The organism is Prevotella sp. CAG:592 (assembly GCF_000436015.1).
Taxonomy (GTDB): domain Bacteria; phylum Bacteroidota; class Bacteroidia; order Bacteroidales; family Bacteroidaceae; genus Prevotella; species Prevotella pectinovora.
In genome coordinates this window covers 1-19,962 of record NZ_FR892623.1, presented here as the reverse complement: position 1 = coordinate 19,962, position 19,962 = coordinate 1, and the positions used below count along the sequence as shown (strand labels likewise).

The window sequence follows — 19,962 nt, the reverse complement described above, 5'->3', positions numbered from 1 at the left end:
ATGCCTGTATGCGCAACGAGAGGCTGCGCTTTCTATTTGTCGTATTCGTCTTTTCGCTTTGGGTTCATCGGAAACCATCCTTTTCTCACTCTTTCTCTCTGTTCGAAGAGTTCGAGGATAGACCATAGGAATGACGCCCCGGCAAGTCCCAGCGCTGCCGACCCGATAATGTCTTCTACGAAAAGCGCTGCCGCCAGACACAGGAGTCCGAGGAGCATGAACACCCACCAGTATCTTACTCCGGTGTAGTATTCCGTCTTTATCACTATGGGGTGGAACACGCCTATTATCGCCAATGCCATTACGGCTATTATGATACCTGTGAAAAACATTTGTTTATATTGATTTTTTATGAATAATTGGAGAACAGGCAAGGAATGTGCGGCTTGTCTTCCGTTAGGTTATGGACTTGTTTATTCTTCTTCCGTCTTCAGGAGTCTTAGTGCGGCGAGAAGTTCGCTGTTTTCCGACTTGCTGCCTACGGTGATTCTCAGGCAGTCTTCACAGAGCGGCACGCCTGCCATGCTCTTCACCAATATGCCGTTTCCCTTGAGGTGGTCGTACACTTTTTTGGCGTCGGTCATCTGGGCAAGGAAGAAGTTCGTCTCTGTCGGATAAACCTTCTTGCACGAAGGCAGCAGTCTGAAGGCTTCAACCATCCTTTCGCGCTCCGCCAATAGTATGTTCACCCATTTCTCCACGTCGTATTGTCTGTCGAGGAGCTTGGACACGCTTTCCTGGGTCAGCGTGTTGACGTTATATGGATTTCTCACCTTATTTAATATGTCGATGATTTCCGGAAAGGCGAAGGCGGCACCAAGCCGTAGTCCTGCGCATCCCCATGAGTTGCTGAAGGTGTCAAGCACTATCAGGTTAGGATATTTGTATAGTTCGTGCCTCAGGGGCGTGGCGCTTGAGAAGTCTGAATAAGCCTCGTCAACCACCACAATGCCTTCAAACCCGTTTATAATCCTGATTATTTCTTCCCGTTGCAGTTCGTTGCCCGTCGGGTCGTTGGGTGAGCAGAGCCATATTACCTTCGTGTTCCCGTTGCATGCTGCGAGTACTCTCCCGGCAGAAAGCTGGAAATTCTCGTCGAGTGCCGCCTTCCTGTATTCCACGTTGTTTATCTCGGCAAGCCTTTCATACATCCTGCATGTCGGTTCTATCGCCACAACATTGTCTCTGCCAGGTTCGGCGAAACATCTGTATATGATGTCTGCGGCTTCGTCTGCTCCATTGCTCAGAAGTATGCATTCGGCTGGCAGCTTCTTCATCTTTGCGATTGCCCTCTTCAGCTCCGTCTGTCGTATTTCGGGATATCTGTTATACGGGGTGTTGTAAGGATTCTCGTTGGCATCGAGAAACACCAATCCGGTCTTGTTGCCGTTTGAGCTTCTTTCATGTCCGTATGGCTCGAGTCTTAATATGTTTTGACGTACTAATTCGTTGAGTCGCTTCATGTTGTGCGGTTTCTTTAAATCTTTGTTGTGATATGGTTGTCATGATTGTCTTCATTCGAAACGTGGCTTGAATGCGCTTCGTGGCATCTGGTGGCTTCGGTTGCGAAGGCAATCTTTTTCTTTATCATACCGCAAATTTAGTCATTTTGTGATATATTTGCAAGGAAATAGCTATCTTTGTGGGCTATTTGTTCTGCATGCTGTTGTGCCGGAACGATATTTACCCGTAATTAAAAACAATTCATGACAAGATATCTTCGTTGCCGTAAAGGCCATTTGCTTTTCATCATCATGCTTTTGCCTGTTCTCATGCTTGCCGTTTCTTGCAGAGACAAGGCGGCAGACAAGTCTATCGTCACTCCCTGGGGCGAGGTGATGACAGACTCCGTGTCGGCTGGAGGCTTTTGCAGCATCTCGGAGATAGTGAGCAACGGCGAACTGATAGTGGTGACGCTAAGCGGTCCGCAGACATATTTCGAATACCACGGCAGGGGCTTCGGCACCCAGTATCTGCTTTGTGAGAAGTTCGCCCAGCAGCTTGGTGTCGCCCTTCGTGTGGAGGTGTGCAAAGACACGGCGGAGCTTGCCGAGAGGGTGAGGCAGGGTAGTGCCGACCTTATAATGTGTATGTTGCCTAAGGGCATGAAGCAGGGTGGAGGACTGAAGTTCTGCGGTGCCTATTCTGATGGCATGCAATGGGCAGTGGCCAAGGACAACGGCGAATTGGCGAAAGCCCTTGACGGCTGGTATAAGCCCAAGATGCTTGCCGACATAAAGAAGGAGGAGCGGTTTCTGTTGTCTTCGCGTAGCGTTTCGCGTCATGTCTATGCTCCGTTCCTGTCGCGCGAAAATGGCGTAATCTCTAAATATGACCCGCTTTTCCGCCGCTATGCCCCCGTGGCGCGGTGGGACTGGCGGCTGTTGGCGGCACAATGTTATCAGGAGTCGTGCTTCGACCCCAATGCCAGGTCGTGGGCTGGAGCCTGCGGACTGATGCAGATAATGCCTTCCACGGCAGACCATCTCGGTCTCGCCCGTAGCGACATGCACGACCCGGAGAGGAGCATTGAGGCTGCTGTGCGCCTTCTTGCCGAACTGTCGTCTGTCTTCAGCAACGTGCGTTCTGCCGAGGAGCGCCAGTGCTTCGTACTCGCAGCATACAATGGCGGTGCGAACCACGTGAAAGACGCCATGGCGCTTGCCCGGAAGCATGGCGGCAATCCGTCGAGATGGAATGATGTGGCACCATACGTGCTGAAGCTTCAGCAGCCGGAATTCTATAACGATCCTGTGGTGAGATATGGCTATATGCGAGGGTGGGAGACTGTAGACTATGTTTATCGCATCCGCAAGCGCTATGCCCAGTATCGCGGATGCAAATATACGGGGCCTTCTGTGGAGGGGATTTCCAGCGGTTCCTACGATGCAGACGGTGTGATGACTCCCCGCAGGGCTACAAAGAAATACAAATATCACATATAGCTTGTTGCAAACAGGCGGTTTGTGACTCGCAAACCGGCTGTTTGCGCCCTCGTTTTCGGTGTTTTATGATTTCAAGAACAGGGGAGGGGGCTGCCGTATCCAAATTGTCGGTAGGCATGGCAAGTGTGGACTTCAAAGAAAAGACAAGAGAAAGAGGGAAAAGGAAGGAAAAGAGTCTCAAGAGTCTCAAGAGTCTCAGAGTCTCACAGTCTCACGTGAAATCCGGTATTTTGTATAAGTTGTTATATATCAATGTATTATCTTTTTTTATTACATTATTTATTGGTTATATGAGACTGTGAGACTCTGAGACTCTTGAGACTCTTGAGACTCTTTTCCTTCCTTTTCCCTCTTTCTCTTGTCTTTTCTTTGAAGTCCACACTTGCCATGCCTCATGTCATAGTATTTGTAAGATTTACAAGAACAGAGTTGTGACGTTTGCCTTAGTCTGCTTGTCGGAGAATGTATAGTTGTGGGAAAATTCTCACCACTTCAGCCCCCACCTAGCCTCCCCCGTAGGGGAGGGACAGTTACCATTGGCTATCTGATTATCTGTAGCCTTATTATCAGTCACTTATCCGCTAACAGAGTAATCTTCATCTCCCCTACGGGGGAGAACGAGAGGGGGCTGAAGATGATAACCAGAATAATTCATCTTCACTTGAAGTCTGCATTTGTCATGCCCCTGGTCATTGTAGATGCAAAAAATCACGAACAGATGTGTGACGTTTGCCGTAGTCTGGCTGTCGGAGAATGCTGGTTGTTGGAAAAGTTTTTACAAAAGTGTCCCAAGTGTCCCACTGTCCCATTGTCCCAAGTGGAATCATGTATTTTGTATAAGTCATTATATATCAATATATTATCTTTTTTATTACATTTTTTATTGCTTATTTGGGACAGTGGGACAGTGGGACACTTGGGACACTTGGGACACTTGGTACTCTTTTCCTCTCTTTTCTCTTGCCTTTTCCTTGAGGTTCATGTTTGCCATGCCTCATGTTGTTGTATTTGCAAGATTTTCAAGAACAGAGGTGTGAAGTTTGCCGTAGTCTGTTTGTCGGAGAATGTATGGCCGTTTGAAAAGTCTTTATAACATTTTTCCCATTTTCCCATTTTCCCATTTTCCCATTTTCCCAATGGGAAATGGTGTTTTTATATAAGTCATTATATATCAATATATTATCTTTTTTATTACATTTATTCTTCGTTATATGGGAAGATGGGAAGATGGGAAAATGGGAATTTTTGGGAAAATGTCACCCTCTGTGTCGCCGTTGTTTATCTGCGAGAGTCAGTAGGAGATGGGGTTGAGGTTGGCAGATCGTGGATCATTTATCCGCCAGATAGGTTCTGAACTTGTCGAACACCTCGTCCTTCCTGTCGATAGTCATCCTGCGGAACTTCGCCCATCCTGTGACGAGTTTTGTCTTCTTCTTGTTCAGCGCATTCTTGTCGTTAATGGATTCCTCGGCAAGGATTTTCGTCATGCCCTTACCGTCGTTCTCGTCATATCTGAAGAATATGTTGCGCATCGTCAGTTCCACACAACCGTCCGTGCAGTTTGCCACCAGCACATAGTTTAGCTTTGCCCTGTCGAGCGAGAGGAAGGTGCTTTTGAATACAAGCCATTCGTTAAGTGTTGCCACAATCACCCGCTGCGACTTGTTCACAAGCGTGACGTTGCTTTCCGGAAGTTGGTCTTCTTCTTTAACGAAATCCTGCAAATAGCCCAAACACAGGTCGTAAAGCTGCTGGGAGGATTTTCCTGGCATGTTGATTTTGCAGGTCCATTCCACCTTTCCTTCATTCTCCGTCACGGCGCCGGCCATGTATTTCGGATCTTCTACTTTTTCCTTTCTGGTTACGGTCTTTACTGTTTCCTTCTGTTTCCCGACTGCTGCATCCGGTCTTTCCCACTCGTTCTGTGCCCAAACGTTGCAGAACGACACATTTATAAATAATAGTGACAATAAAAATTTTTTCATTCCAATTAATCTTTAAGTTGTTTAACGACATGCAAAGATAACACTAAAAAGCGCAATGCATCGTTGATTATGCATTATTTAACGATTCGGCATCTTGCCTGCAGTTTCTTTGTCATCCTTCTTGTTCGTGAATTTTTACATGCACAAAGCCCCGCTTTTGAGTAATTTTATCCTGCAAACCATCGAAACTGGATTAAAAATGATAAAAAATGCAAGATTTTGCAATGTAGAGTTTGAAAATTGGTGGAAAACCATTAACTTTGCAAATGAATTAAATGATAGGGATGGAAGCGTTTTTTAGAACACATAACTATTTGGTGGAGCACACGGATGCACCGGTACGTCGTCTATTGATGGACGAGGTAGACTGGAACGACCGCATGATCGGAATCAAGGGGTCGCGAGGAGTGGGAAAAACCACTTTCCTCCTGCAGTATGCAAAAGAAAACTTTGAACTCGGAAACAAAAAGTGTCTGTATGTAAATATGAACAACTTTTATTTCCAGTGCAGGGGAATAGCAGACTTCGCTGGGGAGTTCTACAGAAACGGAGGAAGAGTGCTGCTTATCGATCAGGTGTTCAAAGAGCCGAACTGGGCAAGCGAACTGCGCAAATGCTACGATCTCTATCCAAACCTTCACATCGTCTTTACCGGTAGCAGCGTGATGCGGCTCAAGGATGAGAACTACGAGCTCAGCGGCATCGTGAAGAGCTACAACCTGAGAGGGTTCTCGTTCAGAGAATTCATCAACCTGCAGACGGGAAACAACTTCGAACCTTTCACGCTTGACGACATAGTGGAAAACCACGAGAAGCTTGTCAGGAAAATCCTGCCATACGTTTCGCCGCTGAAGTATTTCCAGGATTACGTTCACCACGGGTTCTATCCGTTCTATCGCGAGCACAGGAACTATTCGGAAAACCTGCTCAAGACGATGAACATGATGACGGAGGTGGACATACTGTTCATAAAGCAAATCGAACTCAAATATCTTGCCAAAATAAAGAAGCTGTTCTATCTCCTGGCTGTGAACGGAACGAAAGCCCCGAACATAAGCCAATTGGCAATCGACATAGAGACAAGCCGTGCCACCGTGATGAACTACATCAAATATCTGGCAGACGCAAGACTTATAAACATATTGTATCCGGTGGGGCAGGAGTTCCCGAAAAAACCACCGATGGTGGTGATGCACAACCCTAACCTCATGTATGCGATATATCCGATAATCGCCGACAAGCAGGCTGTGATGGAGAATTTCTTCATCAATGCGTTGTGGAAAGATCATGTGGTGAACAAGGGAAACAAGAACGGACATTTCATCGTGGACGAGAAATACGACTTCACCATATCCGACGCCACACATTCATCAAGGTCGAGAGGCTCGGCGAACACGTATTCCGCAAGATACAACACGGAAATAGGACAGGGGAACCAAATGCCGCTGTGGCTGCTCGGATTCCTGTATTGACAGAAGAGGCTAATATATTATTTATTTAAAGTGTAATAATTAAATAAGTAAACAACAAATACATTAACATTAATATTTTACTAAAATGGCAAAAGAAAAAAAGTTTATCACTTGTGATGGTAACGAGGCTGCCGCTCACGTAAGCTATATGTTTACAGAGGTAGCTGCCATTTATCCTATCACACCATCGTCTCCAATGGCTGAGCATGTTGACGAATGGTCTGCACGTGGCAGAAAGAACATTTGGGGACAGACTGTTAGCGTACAGGAAATGCAGTCAGAGGGTGGTGCCGCTGGTGCTGTGCACGGCTCACTGCAGGCTGGTGTGCTTACAAGCACATACACAGCTTCACAGGGCTTGTTGCTCATGATCCCTAATATGTACAAGATCGCAGGTGAGATGCTTCCATGCGTATTCAATGTTTCTGCACGTTCATTGGCTACGCAGTCGTTGTGTATCTTCGGTGACCACATGGACGTCATGGCTTGCCGCCAGACAGGTTTCGCCATGTTCTGCTCTGGTTCTGTACAGGAGGTTATGGACCTCTCGGCAGTTCCTCATCTCGCAGCGCTGAAGTCTGAAATTCCTTTCGTAAACTTCTTCGACGGTTTCCGTACATCACACGAGTACCACAAGATAGAGCTCCTCGACCAGGAGGATGTTGCCAAGCTCGTAGACCCAGCTGACGTTAAGCGTTTCCGCGACCGCGCACTCACACCTGAGCGCCCTGTAACACGCGGTACAGCTGAGAACCCTGAGACTTTCTTCACTCATTGTGAGTCTCGCAACGATGTTTATGAGAAGTTGCCGGAAATCGTAGAGCACTACATGAACGAGATGACAAAGATCACAGGTCGTGAGCACCACATCTTCGACTACTACGGAGCTGAGGACGCTGAGCGCGTGATCATCCTCATGGGTTCTGGTTCTGAGGCTGCTCGCGAGGCTATCGACTATATGACAAAGAAGGGCGAAAAGGTAGGTATGGTAAGCGTACACCTCTTCCGTCCGTTCAGCAACAAGCACTTGCTGGCTGCCGTTCCTAAGACAGTCAAGAAGATTGCTGTGCTCGACCGTACAAAGGAGCCAGGAGCTGATGCAGAGCCATTGTATCTCGACGTGAAGAACGCATTCTACAACGTAGAGAACAGACCTGTAATTGTTGGCGGACGCTTCGGTATCGGAGGCTGCGACACTACTCCGGCCAGAATCATCTCTGTATTCGACAACCTCAATTTGCCAGAGCCAAAGGATCACTTCACTCTGGGTATCATTGATGATGTTACATTCACTTCTCTTCCTGCCGTTGAGGAAATCCCAATGGGTGGCGAGGGTCTCTTCGAGGCTAAGTTCTACGGACTCGGTGCTGACGGTACTGTAGGTGCTAACAAGAACTCTGTGAAGATCATCGGTGACAATACAGACAAGTACTGCCAGGCATACTTCTCTTATGACTCTAAGAAGTCTGGTGGTTTCACATGCTCGCACCTCCGTTTCGGCGACGAGGAAATCCGCTCTACATATCTGGTGAACACTCCTAACTTCGTGGCTTGCCACGTACAGGCATATCTCCACATGTATGACGTGACACGTGGACTCCGCAAGAACGGTACATTCCTGCTGAACACAATCTTCGACGGACAGGAGCTTGTTGACTTCATGCCTAACAAGGTAAAGCGTTACTTCGCACAGAACAATATCACCGTTTACACAATCAACGCTACAAAGATCGCCCAGGAGATTGGTCTCGGCAACCGTACAAACACCATCCTGCAGAGCGCATTCTTCCGCATCACAGGAGTTATCCCTGTAGACCTCGCTGTTGAGCAGATGAAGAAGTTCATCGTGAAGTCTTACGGCAAGAAGGGTGAGGACGTTGTGAACAAGAACTACCAGGCTGTTGACCGCGGTGGTGAGTACAAGCAGCTCACCGTTGATCCGGCATGGGCTAACCTGCCAGACGATGAAGTGAAGAAGGATGACGCACCTGCATTCGTTAAGGAACTCGTTCGTCCTATCAACGCACAGGCTGGTGACCTGCTCAAGGTTTCTGACTTCGTTAACCACGGTACTGCCGATGGTACATGGAAGAACGGAACTGCTGCTTATGAGAAGCGTGGTGTAGAGGCATTCGTACCTGTATGGAACTCTGAGAACTGTATCCAGTGTAACAAGTGTTCATTCGTTTGTCCTCACGCTGCAATCCGTCCATTCGTGCTCACTGACGAGGAGAAGGCTGGCTTCAACGGCAACACTATCGAGATGAAGGCTCCTGCAGCAATGAAGGGTATGCACTTCGTTATCGAGCCATCTCCACTCGACTGTCTGGGATGCGGCAACTGTGTTGACGTATGTCCTGGCAAGAAGGATAAGGAGACTGGTGAGCTTGTCAAGGCTCTCAAGATGGTTCCTTACAACCCAGACGCAAAGGATATGATAGACCTCGCTGCCGGTTGGAGCTATCTGGTTAAGAACGTGAAGTCTAAGCAGGATCTCGTAGACGTGAAGTCTAATCCTAAGAACTCACAGTTCGCACAGCCATTGTTCGAATTCTCTGGCGCTTGCTCAGGATGTGGTGAGACTCCATACGTGAAGTTGGTTTCTCAGCTCTTCGGTGACCGCGAGATGATCGCTAACGCTACTGGTTGCTCTTCAATCTATTCAGCTTCTGTACCATCTACTCCATATACAACAAACGAGAAGGGACAGGGTCCTGCATTCGCTAACTCTCTGTTCGAGGACTTCTGCGAGTTCGGTCTCGGTATGGTGATGGCTAACAAGAAGATGAAGGAGCGTGTTGAAGGTCTTCTCAATGAGATTATCGCAAACGAGAAGGTTGCCGACGACTTCAAGGCTGCAGCCAAGGAGTGGATTGCCGGCAAGGATGATGTTGAAGCTTCTAAGGCTGCTGCCGCCAAGCTGAAGCCATTCTTCGAGGAGGGTGCTGCTGCTGGCTGTGATGTTTGCAAGGAGCTGAAGACTCTCGACCACTATCTCGTTAAGCGTTCACAGTGGATCATCGGTGGTGACGGTGCTTCTTATGATATCGGTTACGGTGGTCTCGACCACGTTATCGCTTCTGGTGAGGATGTGAACCTGCTTGTTCTCGATACAGAGGTTTACTCTAACACCGGTGGTCAGTCTTCTAAGGCTACTCCACTTGGCGCCATCGCACAGTTCGCTGCCCGTGGAAAGAGAATCCGCAAGAAGGACCTCGGTATGATCGCTACTACTTACGGTTATGTATACGTAGCTCAGGTTGCCATGGGTGCTGACAACGCTCAGTGTCTGAAGGCTATCCGTGAGGCAGAGGCTTATCCTGGACCATCACTCATAATCGCTTATGCTCCATGTATCAACCACGGTCTGAAGATCAAGGGTGGTATGGGACGCAGCCAGGCTGAGGAGGCTCGTGCCGTAGCATGCGGTTACTGGCATCTGTGGCGTTTCAACCCAGAGTTGGCAAACGAGGGCAAGAATCCATTCACACTCGACTCTAAGGAGCCGGACTGGAGTCTGTTCCAGGATTACCTGATGAATGAGGTGCGCTTCATGTCTGTCAAGAAGGCTTATCCTAACGAGGCTGACGAACTCTTCGCTGCTACTCAGAGAATGGCCCAGCTCCGCTACGAAAGCTATATCCGCAAGTCTAAGGAGGATTGGTCTGACGCTACAGAGGCTTAATCAGACAGAACTGTCAATAGGTTGACATAATGTCAGTTCTATATTCGACATACACCTAAACGGCATTGAAGAATAGGGAACTGACCATAAAATAAAGAGAGTGGGGGTTGCAAATTGTTTGCAATCCCTACTTTTTTGGCATATAGCGAAAACAAATTGATAAAAATTAGCAATAACACTTTTTTTTCATTACCTTTGCGCACATAATTTTTTAAAACATTTTTTTATCTAAAACCTAAGAGAAAAATTAAATTACTAAGAGATGGAATGGCTAATAGCTTTATTCACAACAACTGACTCGATAGCGCATATAGCATTGCTATACGCTATTGTCATAGCTGTTGGTGTTTATCTTGGCAAGATCAAGCTGGGTGGTATCTCACTTGGAGTGACATTCGTATTGTTTGCAGGCATCGCCGCAGGCCATGTCGGATTTACAGCTCCTACGAATATCCTGTCTTTCATACAGGATTTCGGACTTATCTTGTTCGTGTTCATGATTGGACTTCAGGTTGGTCCTGGTTTCTTAGAAAGTTTCAGAAAAGGTGGCGTTACGCTTAACGCCCTGTCTGCATGCATGATCCTGCTTAATATCGCAGTTATGTTCGCATGCTATTTCATTTTCTTCGACACAAGCGACCACAACAACCTGCCAATGATGGTTGGAACGCTCTATGGAGCCGTGACCAACACTCCTGGCCTTGGTGCCGCCAATGAGGCTTTGTCTACAATCTTCCCTGCCGGACAGGTACCTCAGATTGCAAACGGATATGCCTGCGCATACCCGCTTGGCGTGCTCGGTATTATTGGCGCTACTATCGCCGTCAGATATATCTGCAGGGTGAAGCTTGAAAGTGAAGAAAAGAAGTTGGAAGAGGAGGAAGCTGAGAATACAGCGGTGAAACCGTACATGATGCACCTCAAGGTCACCAACTCGTATCTTGAAGACCGCACGGTAGAACAGGTTCATGAATTCCTCAACAGGGATTTTGTATGTACACGCATACTTCATGAAGGCCACGTGACGATTCCTACAGGCGAAAGCAGACTCCATATGGGAGACTTGCTCTTCATCGTTTGTGCAGAGGATGATGCCGAGCCGATCAACGCTTTCATCGGACCGGAGATTGAAGTTGACTGGAATGAACAGGATGAACCTATGGTAAGCAAGAGAATACTCGTTACCCGTTCTTCTATCAACGGAAAGACTTTGGGACAGATGCATCTCCCAAGTGTCTATGGCGTAAACGTGACTAGAGTGACACGTCAGGGAATGGATATCTTCGCAAGTCCAAGCCTTGCTCTTCAGGTGGGCGACAGAATCATGGCAGTCGGACCAGAGAACGCAGTCAACAGGGTGGCATCTGTGATGGGTAACTCTATCAAGCGTCTTGAGGCTCCTAACATCGCGACTATATTCGTAGGAATTATCCTTGGTATCATTTTCGGAAGTCTGCCTTTTGCCATTCATGGCATTCCTGTGCCTATCAAACTTGGTATCGCAGGTGGACCGCTTATCATAGCCATCCTCATCGGTAGATATGGATACAAGTTCCATCTTGTAACGTATACCACGACAAGTGCCAATATGATGTTGAGAGAAATAGGACTGGTTTTGTTCCTGGCGAGTGTAGGTGTAAAAGCAGGTAACAGTTTCTGGGACACTGTAGCACAGGGAGACGGTCTGAAATATGTATTCACCGGTTTCCTCATCACCATCATACCAATATTGGTAATCGGAACGATAGCAAGAATGAAATACAAGTTCAACTATTTCACTATCATGGGTATGCTGGCTGGTACATGTACCGATCCACCAGCATTGGCATATGCCAACTCATTATGCTCAAAGGAAGCACCAGCTGTAGGATATTCAACAGTCTATCCGCTGAGTATGTTCCTTAGAATATTTACCGCACAGATCATTGTGTTGTTCTTCTGCGGTCTGTAGCGATGATTGCATATAAATAACTTATATAATTCGTATGAAAAAGTTCAGTTTAATTCTCTTTGCTGCACTTACTACATTATTATCCGCATATGGTCAAGGTGCCAGAAACATCAAGATCAACGAGGTGATGACGAGTAATAAAGCAAGTATCACAGATGAGTATGGAAGGCACAAGCCTTGGGTAGAGCTTTCAAACATCGCATACTCTTCCTACAACATCCGTGGCATGTATATCACTACGGACAGGAAAGTGTTGGACAAGTCGTTGACTGTTCCACAGAGGATTTCGATGATGAGCATTATTCCAAGTGGAGATGACCGCACTTTGCTTACCGCCAGGACTCATGTCGTGTTCTATCTTGATTCACATAGAGCCGAAGGTTCTTTCTATATCGGCGAGAAGGCTATGCCAAACGAGCCGATGTGGATTGCCATCTATGACGGTAATGCTGTTGACCTGATTGATTCAGTCAGCGTACCTGCTCTGAAGGATGATTGCTCATTTGCCAGAGAAAAGGACGGCTCTGTGAAATGGGAAATCAAAAGCCCGGCAGAAGTGACTCCTGGTACGAACAACTTGTTGAAAGAAGGTGAATCAAAAGTGGCTAAACTGAAACGAGAAGATCCATACGGATTTGGCATTGCCATCCTGTCAATGGGAATCGTATTCTCTTGCCTTGCCTTGCTTTATGTTTTCTTCCGTGTTTTGGGTATATTCATGTCTCACAAGCAGACCATCAAGAAGGCAAAGAACAAACAGCCTGTAAAGGCTGCCGTAGCTGCCGGAGAGGTGATCGCAGAGACTGGACACAAGACAAAAGTGATATTGAAGGACGGTCTGCAGTCGTCGGGTATTGATAAAGAGGTCTATATTGCCGTGATATCAATGGCTCTCAAGCAATATCTGGATGATGTGCATGACAATGAAAGCAATATCATTACCATCAAGCCGCATAGCACTATGTGGAATGCCCATATCGAAGAGAAACATTTTTAATGATTGTACAATTTAATAACAGCATAAAAAATCATGAACAAATATCAATATAAAGTACAAGGTGTAGATTACGATGTAGAAATCGTTGAAGTGGAAGGCAATATCGCAAAAGTCAAAGTCAATGGCATCGAGTTTGAGGTGGAGCTGAAAGAGCCTATCCATGCCTCGACAATGCCTAAGCATCCAATAGCTGTGAAGAAACCGGTTGCAAGTGTAGCACCTGCAGCAGCCGCTTCTCCGGCTCCGGCACCTGTTGCAGCCAAGCCGGCGGCAGGAGCCGGAACGAAGGTCGGAGCACCATTGCCAGGAACTATCACGGAAGTGAAGGTGAAAGTGGGTGACACCGTTAAAGCCGGTGATGCTGTCATCATTCTTGAGGCAATGAAGATGCAGAACAACATAGAGGCTGAGGTGTCTGGTACCGTTAGCTCTGTTCTCGTGAAAGAGGGCGATACCGTTATGGAAGGTGACGCTTTGATAACAATCGCCTGATAAAGGTTCAAGATAGTTCGAGTTATTATAAAATATAGAATAGAACATTATGAACATTATAGATTTCATAGTTTCCAACTTTAATGAATTCCTTTCCTTTACTGGTTTTGCCAATGCCACAGTGGGAAACATCATCATGATCGTTGTTGGAATCTTCTTCATCTGGTTGGCAATCAAGAAGGATTTCGAACCGTTGCTGTTGGTGCCTATAGGCTTAGGTATAGTTTTGGGTAACATACCTTTCCGTGCAGATGCCGGACTTGAGATAGGATTGTATGAAGACAACTCCGTACTCAACATATTCTATCAGGGCGTGCGTCAGGGATGGTATCCACCACTCGTGTTTTTGGGTATCGGAGCGATGACAGATTTCTCTGCACTTATCAGCAACCCTAAGCTTATCCTTATAGGTGCTGCTGCCCAGTTCGGAATCTTTGGAGCTTATATGATTGCCTTGGCTCTGGGCTTTGAACCCAACCAGGCTGCCGGCATAGCCATTATCGGAGGAGCAGATGGTCCTACGGCTATCTTCCTGTCTTCCAAGCTCAGTCCTAACCTGATGGGAGCAATCGCTGTATGTGCGTATTCATATATGGCGCTGGTTCCTGTTATCCAGCCTCCATTGATGCGTCTTCTCACCACAAAGAAGGAAAGACATATCCGTATGCAGCCTGCAAGAAGGGTAAGCCAGTTGGAAAGAATCATGTTCCCTATCATTGGATTGCTGCTCACTACTTTCATGGTGCCGTCAGGTCTTCCGCTTCTCGGAATGCTCTTCTTCGGAAATCTTCTTAAAGAGTCTGGCAAGACCACACGATTGGCAAAGACTGCGGGAAGTGCGCTCAATGATGTCGTAGTTGTTCTCCTTGGTCTGACTGTAGGATGCTCTACACAGGCGAGTGAGTTCTTGACGATGAATACGGTATTCATATTCCTTCTTGGTGCTTTCGCATTCATCATTGCTTCATCTACGGGTATTCTTTTCGTGAAATTCATGAACATCTTCCTGCCAAGGCACAAGAAGATAAATCCGCTGATTGGTAATGCCGGAGTGAGTGCCGTTCCGATGAGTGCACGTATCTCAAACAACATGGGACTTGAATACGACCGCCATAATTTCCTTCTCATGCATGCCATGGGACCGAATGTGGCAGGAGTGATCGGTTCTGCTGTAGCAGCAGGAGCATTGTTGGGATTCTTCTCATAAAGCTGACCTGACAGCAGAATCTGTTATGGCAAATAAATAATAGCAGGAGATAACGACTATCTCCTGCTTGTTGTTTTCATATGTTACAATCCTTATGTGTCATGCTACAATCCATTATCGTCATGCAATTATCCATATGTTGTCATGCAATTTTATAGCATCATGCATAATTTAATCAATGTACAATTATTAGTTCAACACGTTTAATTGATGAATACAGCACATTCCACACTACCACAGCAGCCACAGGTCGCAATCATTGATTCAAACACTTTTGCGGCAATTGGATTGAGATCATTATTGAAGGACATAATGCCAGAAATTACTGTTGATTGTTTCCGCTCGTTTTCTGAATTGGAAACAAATGACATGCAATTGTACTATCACTTCTTCGTGACCGAACACATATTGTTCACAAACCTGCAGTTCTTCAGAGATAACAAGAAAAAGACTATTGTGTTGACATCCACCAATGAACCAAGTCTGGTAGTGGAAAAATTCCACAGCGTTAACGTGAATGTATCAGAAAGTGAACTCGTAAAATCTCTGCTTCATCTTGAACAGAGTGCACATGCACATGGCAACAAGTTTCCTGAACACACCGCAAAAGAAATGTCAAAGGGTTTGTCTCCAAGGGAAATAGAGGTCCTGACTCATATTGTGCGTGGGTATATCAACAAGGAAATCGCTGACAAGCTGTGCATCAGCCTGTCTACTGTAATTACCCACAGAAAGAACATCACGGAAAAGCTGAAGCGCAAAAGTGTGGGCGCACTCACGGTTTATGCAGTAATGCAAGGATACATCGATATTGAGGAAATCGACAAATTGTCTGATTAAGCGCCAATATGATGGTTTATCGCTTCTCATCCAATAATTTCTCCATGCGCAATATCTCATCTCTGTATTGCGCAGCCTGAATGAAGTCAAGATTCTTTGCAGCCTTCTTCATCAATTCCGTAGTGTCGGCAATGCTTGTCTCGATTTCAGCCTTGCTCATCTTCATCATTATAGGATCAGCTGCAAATGCCAACGAATCTTTTTCAACGTATGGAGCGTACGTGGTGGTCTTGTGTCCAACCTTTGTTTCCATTTCATTAGAGTCATTGCGTTGGACTCCCAGGGCGCTTGTCTTGATTTCCTTCTCGATTTTCTTTGGCGTGAGATGATGTTCCTTGTTATACGCCATTTGTTTCATTCTGCGACGTTCCGTCTCGTCGATTGTCAATTGCATGCTTTCTGTGATGGTGTCAGCATACATGATGACTTTGCCATTAACATTTCGTGCAGCACGACCCGCAGTCTGTGTCAACGAGCGATGAGAACGCAGAAACCCTTCTTTGTCAGCATCGAGAATGGCAACCAATGACACTTCCGGCAGATCAAGTCCTTCGCGCAAAAGGTTCACACCAACCAGGACATCGAAGAGACCGGCCCGCAAATCATTCATTATCTTCACACGGTCAAGAGTTGCCACGTCGCTATGTATATAATTTGCCCTCACTTCATGGTTCAAAAGATATTCAGTCAGCTCTTCCGCCATACGCTTTGTCAGAGTGGTCACCAGCACACGCTCATCTTTTTCGCAACGTATCAGTATTTCGTTCATCAGGTCGTCAATCTGATTCTCGCTTGGCCTCACTTCAATCTCCGGATCCAACAGTCCTGTAGGGCGTATCACCTGTTCCACTACGACACCTTCTGCTTCCTGCAGTTCAAAGTCTGCGGGAGTGGCAGATACGTAAATCACCTGATTTGTCATTTCTTGAAATTCCTCAAACTTCAGAGGACGGTTGTCGAATGCGGCAGGTAGTCTGAAGCCAAACTCCACGAGATTCTGCTTGCGTGCCCTGTCGCCACCATACATTGCTCTTATTTGAGGCACGCTGACGTGGCTTTCGTCAATGACCATGAGATAATCTTTAGGGAAGAAGTCCAAAAGACAATAAGGCTTGTCACCTGCCGAGCGTCCGTCAAAATACCTTGAATAATTCTCTATTCCAGAACAATGTCCAAGCTCTTTTATCATCTCAATATCATATTCTACACGCTCTTTAATTCTCTGTGCCTTAATGTTGTCGCCAATTTCGTTAAAGAATTCAATGCGTTCGTCAAGATCTTTGGATATTTCGCTGATGGCTTCCTGTGTCTGTTCCTTTGAAGTAATGAACAGATTGGCTGGATAAATCTGATACTCGTTGAATGATGCAAGTTTGTGGAACGTTACAGAGTCAACTTCCTCGATGGAATCGATTTCGTCATCCCAGAACGTAACGCGCAACACGTTGTCGCTATATGCCATGAATATGTCCACTGTGTCGCCTTTAACCCTGAAATTGCCACGCTGCAGCTCCAAGTCGTTCCTCACATAAAGCGAGTCTACAAGACGGCGAAGGAACATGTTGCGCGAAAGAACCTGTCCTCGTTTGACCGTTATCACGCTTTGCGCCATGGCAGCAGGACCACCCATACCGTAAATGCATGAAACGGAAGACACTACAATGACATCCTTTCTTCCAGAGAGCAACGCAGACACGGCAGACAGCCTCAGCTTGTCTATCTCTTCATTGATGGCAAGGTCTTTCTCTATATATGTATCTGTCTGCGGAAGATATGCTTCTGGCTGGTAATAATCATAATATGAGACATAATATTCCACGGCATTTTCCGGGAAGAATCCTTTCATCTCTTCATACAACTGTGCAGCCAATGTCTTGTTATGGCTAAGCACAAGAGTAGGGCGGTTCACGTTGGCAATTACGTTTGCTACTGTAAATGTCTTACCTGAACCCGTTACGCCAAGCAGCACCTGTGCCTTGTCTCCATTATTCAATCCGTCGGTGAGCTGGCGGATTGCTTCAGGCTGGTCACCAGTTGGCTGGTATTTAGAAGTGAGAGTGAATTTATCCATCGTTTAATGATTCTTCCTTATGTTGTTAAGCATGACTTCAAAAGGCGAAGAACATGTCCGAATTGCAAAAGTACTCATTTTATCATAAGCCACAAAGGAGATGGAGAATTAACTTTTTGGGAATATCAAGGAAAAGCCGTATTCGCAGTTGCAACTTGCCGCTTCCATAGTTGTATTCCTATAGTTCTTGCCATGTAGACAAGCGTTTTCTTATACGTAATACTGTTGATTGTAAATGTCCTCATTGCATTGCGGTTTATTCGAGTCTTGGTTAAAAAGCCAAACAAAATCCACTCTTCTAAAAAACAAAATACAAGCAAGCCCTAATCGCCGTTTTGTGTTTAAGGAATTGTAAAAAATCGAATAAACGGCTAAAAATGCGGATATTTCAGGTAAATCGAAAGCTAATATTTTGAAGTATAAATTATTATGTGTATTTTTGCAACTCGAATTAATTTGCTTATATGAAAAAGATAATCGTCGTAATGGCCGGAGCGATGCTCCTTTTCACGAGTTGCGTGAACCAATTCAACCAGATATATAAGTCGACAGACAACGATTTGAAATACGAGTATGCCAAGGAGTGCTATGCTCGTGGCAAATATGTCAAGGCCACGACACTTCTGCGGGAGCTTGTGACAATACAGAAGGGTACAGACAATGCTGAGGAGTCTCTCTTCATGTTGGCAATGGCTGAGTTCAAGGACAAAGACTATGAAACCGCTGCTGAATATTTCAAGAAGTATTACAAGTCGTATCCTAAGGGCATGTATGCAGAACTTGCTTCTTACTACATCGGCGAAAGTCTGTATATGTGCACTCCGGAACCTCGTCTTGACCAGTCTCAGACGGTGTCAGCCATATCGGCCTTTCAGGATTATATGGATTTGTTTCAGGATGCCAGGATGAAAGACAAAGCGCAGGGCAGACTCTTCCAGTTGCAGGATAAGTTGGTAAAGAAAGAATTATATTCCGCACAGCTGTATTATAATCTCGGAACATATTTCGGCAACTGCACTAACGGAGGCAGCAATTATCAGGCATGTATCATCACAGCGCAGAATGCGCTGAACGACTATCCGTACAGCGAACTGAGAGAAGACTTCGCGTTGCTTATCGTTAAGAGTAAGTTCGAGTTGGCAGAACAGAGCGTAGAGTCAAAACGCATCGACCGCTATAGAGACGCAGAGGATGAATGCTATGGATTCATTAACGAATATCCAGACTCCAAGAGCCGCAGCCTGGCTGAGAAATACATCAATATCTGCAAGAAATACGTTAAAGACTAACAATCGGTACGGCCTCCATTTCGAGCAAGTGGTCTTGCCATCTTGAGAATAAAAACAGAAAACAATAATAATAATTTTAAAGAATGGATTACAAAAAGTCAAAAGCACCGGTAAATACCGTTACGCGCAATATTATGGATCTTTGCGATGAGACCGATAATATTTACGAGAGTGTAGCCATCATCGGCAAACGTGCCAACCAGATTTCAATTGAGATCAAGCAGGATCTCAGCAAGAAGCTGGCAGAGTTTGCTTCCTACAATGACAGCCTTGAGGAAGTATTCGAGAACCGTGAGCAGATAGAGATTTCCCGTTACTACGAGAAACTTCCAAAGCCAACATTGCTTGCTACCCAGGAATTCGTTGAGGGAAAGATTTATTGGCGCGACCCATCAAAAGACAACAACTAAATATGATACAGCGCAAACAGTCCGTTTTCCTCTTGGTAGCGGCTATTCTGACGATTGTATGCTTGTGTCTTCCCATAGGAGTATTTCATCCCAAGAATCTTGGAGTGGATACGGCAATGTATAATCTGTGGATTCAATACGGCAACGGAAGCGTAAGCTATACTGTATGTCCTCTCTTCTGCATATTGCTCCTGGCTACTGTTACAAGCTTCTTCACTATATTCAAGTTTAACAACAGAAAATTGCAGATAAAGCTTTGCGGATGGAACAATTTGCTCATAGTCGTATGGTATATAGCTTATGCTGTTTTCGCATGGATGTTCAAAGGGGAGTTGGATGCAGACTTCAAAATCGGTTTTGTATCAGTACTGCCATTGGTTTCAATGATATTGATATTCATGGCCCGCAAAGCCATAAAGGCAGACGAGGCTCTTATCCGTGCAGCCGACAGAATAAGATGAAAATCTTATATAATGACATGGAATGATGTTAGCGGTCTGTCTGCTGTAAGCAAGAATTATCATTCCTGTCAAGTAAAATATAGTTAAAGGGAGTCATATCAATATTTTTCTTTGATATGGCTCCCTTTATGTTGTATGCTCGGCACGAGCATTGTCT

At 45.8% G+C, this 19,962-nt stretch carries 15 protein-coding genes; 11 read left to right on the top strand and 4 right to left on the bottom strand.

What is annotated here, in order from left to right:
* Positions 1-32: 32 nt before the first annotated feature.
* Positions 33-332: a DUF4491 family protein gene (locus QVO99_RS08950; protein ID WP_022317264.1), complete on the bottom strand. Its 300-nt coding sequence runs from the start codon at positions 330-332 to the stop codon at positions 33-35.
* Positions 333-413: 81 nt separating this feature from the next.
* Positions 414-1,463: a histidinol-phosphate transaminase gene (gene hisC, locus QVO99_RS08945; RefSeq protein WP_022317263.1), complete on the bottom strand. Its 1,050-nt coding sequence runs from the start codon at positions 1,461-1,463 to the stop codon at positions 414-416.
* A gap of 243 nt (positions 1,464-1,706) precedes the next feature.
* Between hisC and QVO99_RS08940 the strand changes: the two genes are divergently transcribed.
* Complete coding sequence (locus QVO99_RS08940; RefSeq protein WP_022317261.1) at positions 1,707-2,945, top strand: transglycosylase SLT domain-containing protein; 1,239 nt, start codon at positions 1,707-1,709, stop codon at positions 2,943-2,945.
* Between the two features lie 1,328 nt (positions 2,946-4,273).
* Here the strand turns inward: QVO99_RS08940 and QVO99_RS08935 are convergent.
* Positions 4,274-4,930, bottom strand: a complete 657-nt coding sequence (locus tag QVO99_RS08935) for a DUF4468 domain-containing protein (protein ID WP_022317258.1) — start codon at positions 4,928-4,930, stop codon at positions 4,274-4,276.
* Between the two features lie 284 nt (positions 4,931-5,214).
* Between QVO99_RS08935 and QVO99_RS08930 the strand changes: the two genes are divergently transcribed.
* The 7 genes from QVO99_RS08930 (at position 5,215) to QVO99_RS08900 (ending at position 15,574) form a co-directional block, all read left to right on the top strand.
* Positions 5,215-6,402, top strand: a complete 1,188-nt coding sequence (locus QVO99_RS08930) for an ATP-binding protein (protein WP_022317257.1) — start codon at positions 5,215-5,217, stop codon at positions 6,400-6,402.
* Positions 6,403-6,487: 85 nt separating this feature from the next.
* Positions 6,488-10,087, top strand: coding sequence for a pyruvate:ferredoxin (flavodoxin) oxidoreductase (gene nifJ / locus QVO99_RS08925; protein WP_022317256.1), 3,600 nt, complete (start codon positions 6,488-6,490; stop codon positions 10,085-10,087).
* Positions 10,088-10,349: 262 nt separating this feature from the next.
* Entirely contained in the window at positions 10,350-12,038 is a 1,689-nt protein-coding gene (locus QVO99_RS08920; protein ID WP_022317255.1) for a putative transporter, read from the top strand.
* 34 nt (positions 12,039-12,072) lie between these two features.
* Complete coding sequence (locus tag QVO99_RS08915) at positions 12,073-13,035, top strand: OadG family protein (RefSeq protein ID WP_022317254.1); 963 nt, start codon at positions 12,073-12,075, stop codon at positions 13,033-13,035.
* 33 nt (positions 13,036-13,068) lie between these two features.
* Positions 13,069-13,527 (top strand): biotin/lipoyl-containing protein, encoded by a 459-nt coding sequence (locus tag QVO99_RS08910; RefSeq protein ID WP_022317253.1) that lies wholly within the window; start codon positions 13,069-13,071, stop codon positions 13,525-13,527.
* Positions 13,528-13,576: 49 nt separating this feature from the next.
* Entirely contained in the window at positions 13,577-14,734 is a 1,158-nt protein-coding gene (locus QVO99_RS08905; protein ID WP_022317252.1) for a sodium ion-translocating decarboxylase subunit beta, read from the top strand.
* Positions 14,735-14,944: 210 nt separating this feature from the next.
* Positions 14,945-15,574 (top strand): response regulator transcription factor, encoded by a 630-nt coding sequence (locus tag QVO99_RS08900; RefSeq protein WP_022317251.1) that lies wholly within the window; start codon positions 14,945-14,947, stop codon positions 15,572-15,574.
* A gap of 16 nt (positions 15,575-15,590) precedes the next feature.
* Here the strand turns inward: QVO99_RS08900 and uvrB are convergent, their stop codons facing one another.
* Complete coding sequence (gene uvrB, locus QVO99_RS08895; RefSeq protein WP_022317250.1) at positions 15,591-17,645, bottom strand: excinuclease ABC subunit UvrB; 2,055 nt, start codon at positions 17,643-17,645, stop codon at positions 15,591-15,593.
* 464 nt (positions 17,646-18,109) lie between these two features.
* On the opposite strand from uvrB, the gene QVO99_RS08890 reads away from it, so the two are divergent.
* From QVO99_RS08890 to QVO99_RS08880, 3 genes are all read left to right on the top strand, one after another.
* Entirely contained in the window at positions 18,110-18,934 is an 825-nt protein-coding gene (locus QVO99_RS08890) for an outer membrane protein assembly factor BamD (RefSeq protein WP_022317249.1), read from the top strand.
* A gap of 83 nt (positions 18,935-19,017) precedes the next feature.
* Positions 19,018-19,344: a DNA-directed RNA polymerase subunit omega gene (locus QVO99_RS08885; protein WP_022317248.1), complete on the top strand. Its 327-nt coding sequence runs from the start codon at positions 19,018-19,020 to the stop codon at positions 19,342-19,344.
* Between the two features lie 2 nt (positions 19,345-19,346).
* Positions 19,347-19,805 carry a DUF4293 domain-containing protein gene (locus QVO99_RS08880; RefSeq protein WP_022317247.1) on the top strand — a complete coding sequence of 153 codons (459 nt, stop codon included), beginning with the start codon at positions 19,347-19,349 and terminating at the stop codon, positions 19,803-19,805.
* Positions 19,806-19,962: the final 157 nt, after the last annotated feature.

Coding starts and splice junctions, on each gene's coding strand:
- QVO99_RS08915 (WP_022317254.1), top strand. CDS start 12,073: ATGAAAAAGTTCAGTTTAATTCTCTTTGCTGCACTTACTACATTATTA.
- QVO99_RS08935 (WP_022317258.1), bottom strand. CDS start 4,930: ATGAAAAAATTTTTATTGTCACTATTATTTATAAATGTGTCGTTCTGC.
- QVO99_RS08910 (WP_022317253.1), top strand. CDS start 13,069: ATGAACAAATATCAATATAAAGTACAAGGTGTAGATTACGATGTAGAA.
- QVO99_RS08900 (WP_022317251.1), top strand. CDS start 14,945: ATGAATACAGCACATTCCACACTACCACAGCAGCCACAGGTCGCAATC.
- hisC (WP_022317263.1), bottom strand. CDS start 1,463: ATGAAGCGACTCAACGAATTAGTACGTCAAAACATATTAAGACTCGAG.
- QVO99_RS08880 (WP_022317247.1), top strand. CDS start 19,347: ATGATACAGCGCAAACAGTCCGTTTTCCTCTTGGTAGCGGCTATTCTG.
- QVO99_RS08950 (WP_022317264.1), bottom strand. CDS start 332: ATGTTTTTCACAGGTATCATAATAGCCGTAATGGCATTGGCGATAATA.
- QVO99_RS08890 (WP_022317249.1), top strand. CDS start 18,110: ATGAAAAAGATAATCGTCGTAATGGCCGGAGCGATGCTCCTTTTCACG.
- nifJ (WP_022317256.1), top strand. CDS start 6,488: ATGGCAAAAGAAAAAAAGTTTATCACTTGTGATGGTAACGAGGCTGCC.
- QVO99_RS08905 (WP_022317252.1), top strand. CDS start 13,577: ATGAACATTATAGATTTCATAGTTTCCAACTTTAATGAATTCCTTTCC.
- QVO99_RS08920 (WP_022317255.1), top strand. CDS start 10,350: ATGGAATGGCTAATAGCTTTATTCACAACAACTGACTCGATAGCGCAT.
- uvrB (WP_022317250.1), bottom strand. CDS start 17,645: ATGGATAAATTCACTCTCACTTCTAAATACCAGCCAACTGGTGACCAG.
- QVO99_RS08940 (WP_022317261.1), top strand. CDS start 1,707: ATGACAAGATATCTTCGTTGCCGTAAAGGCCATTTGCTTTTCATCATC.
- QVO99_RS08930 (WP_022317257.1), top strand. CDS start 5,215: ATGGAAGCGTTTTTTAGAACACATAACTATTTGGTGGAGCACACGGAT.
- QVO99_RS08885 (WP_022317248.1), top strand. CDS start 19,018: ATGGATTACAAAAAGTCAAAAGCACCGGTAAATACCGTTACGCGCAAT.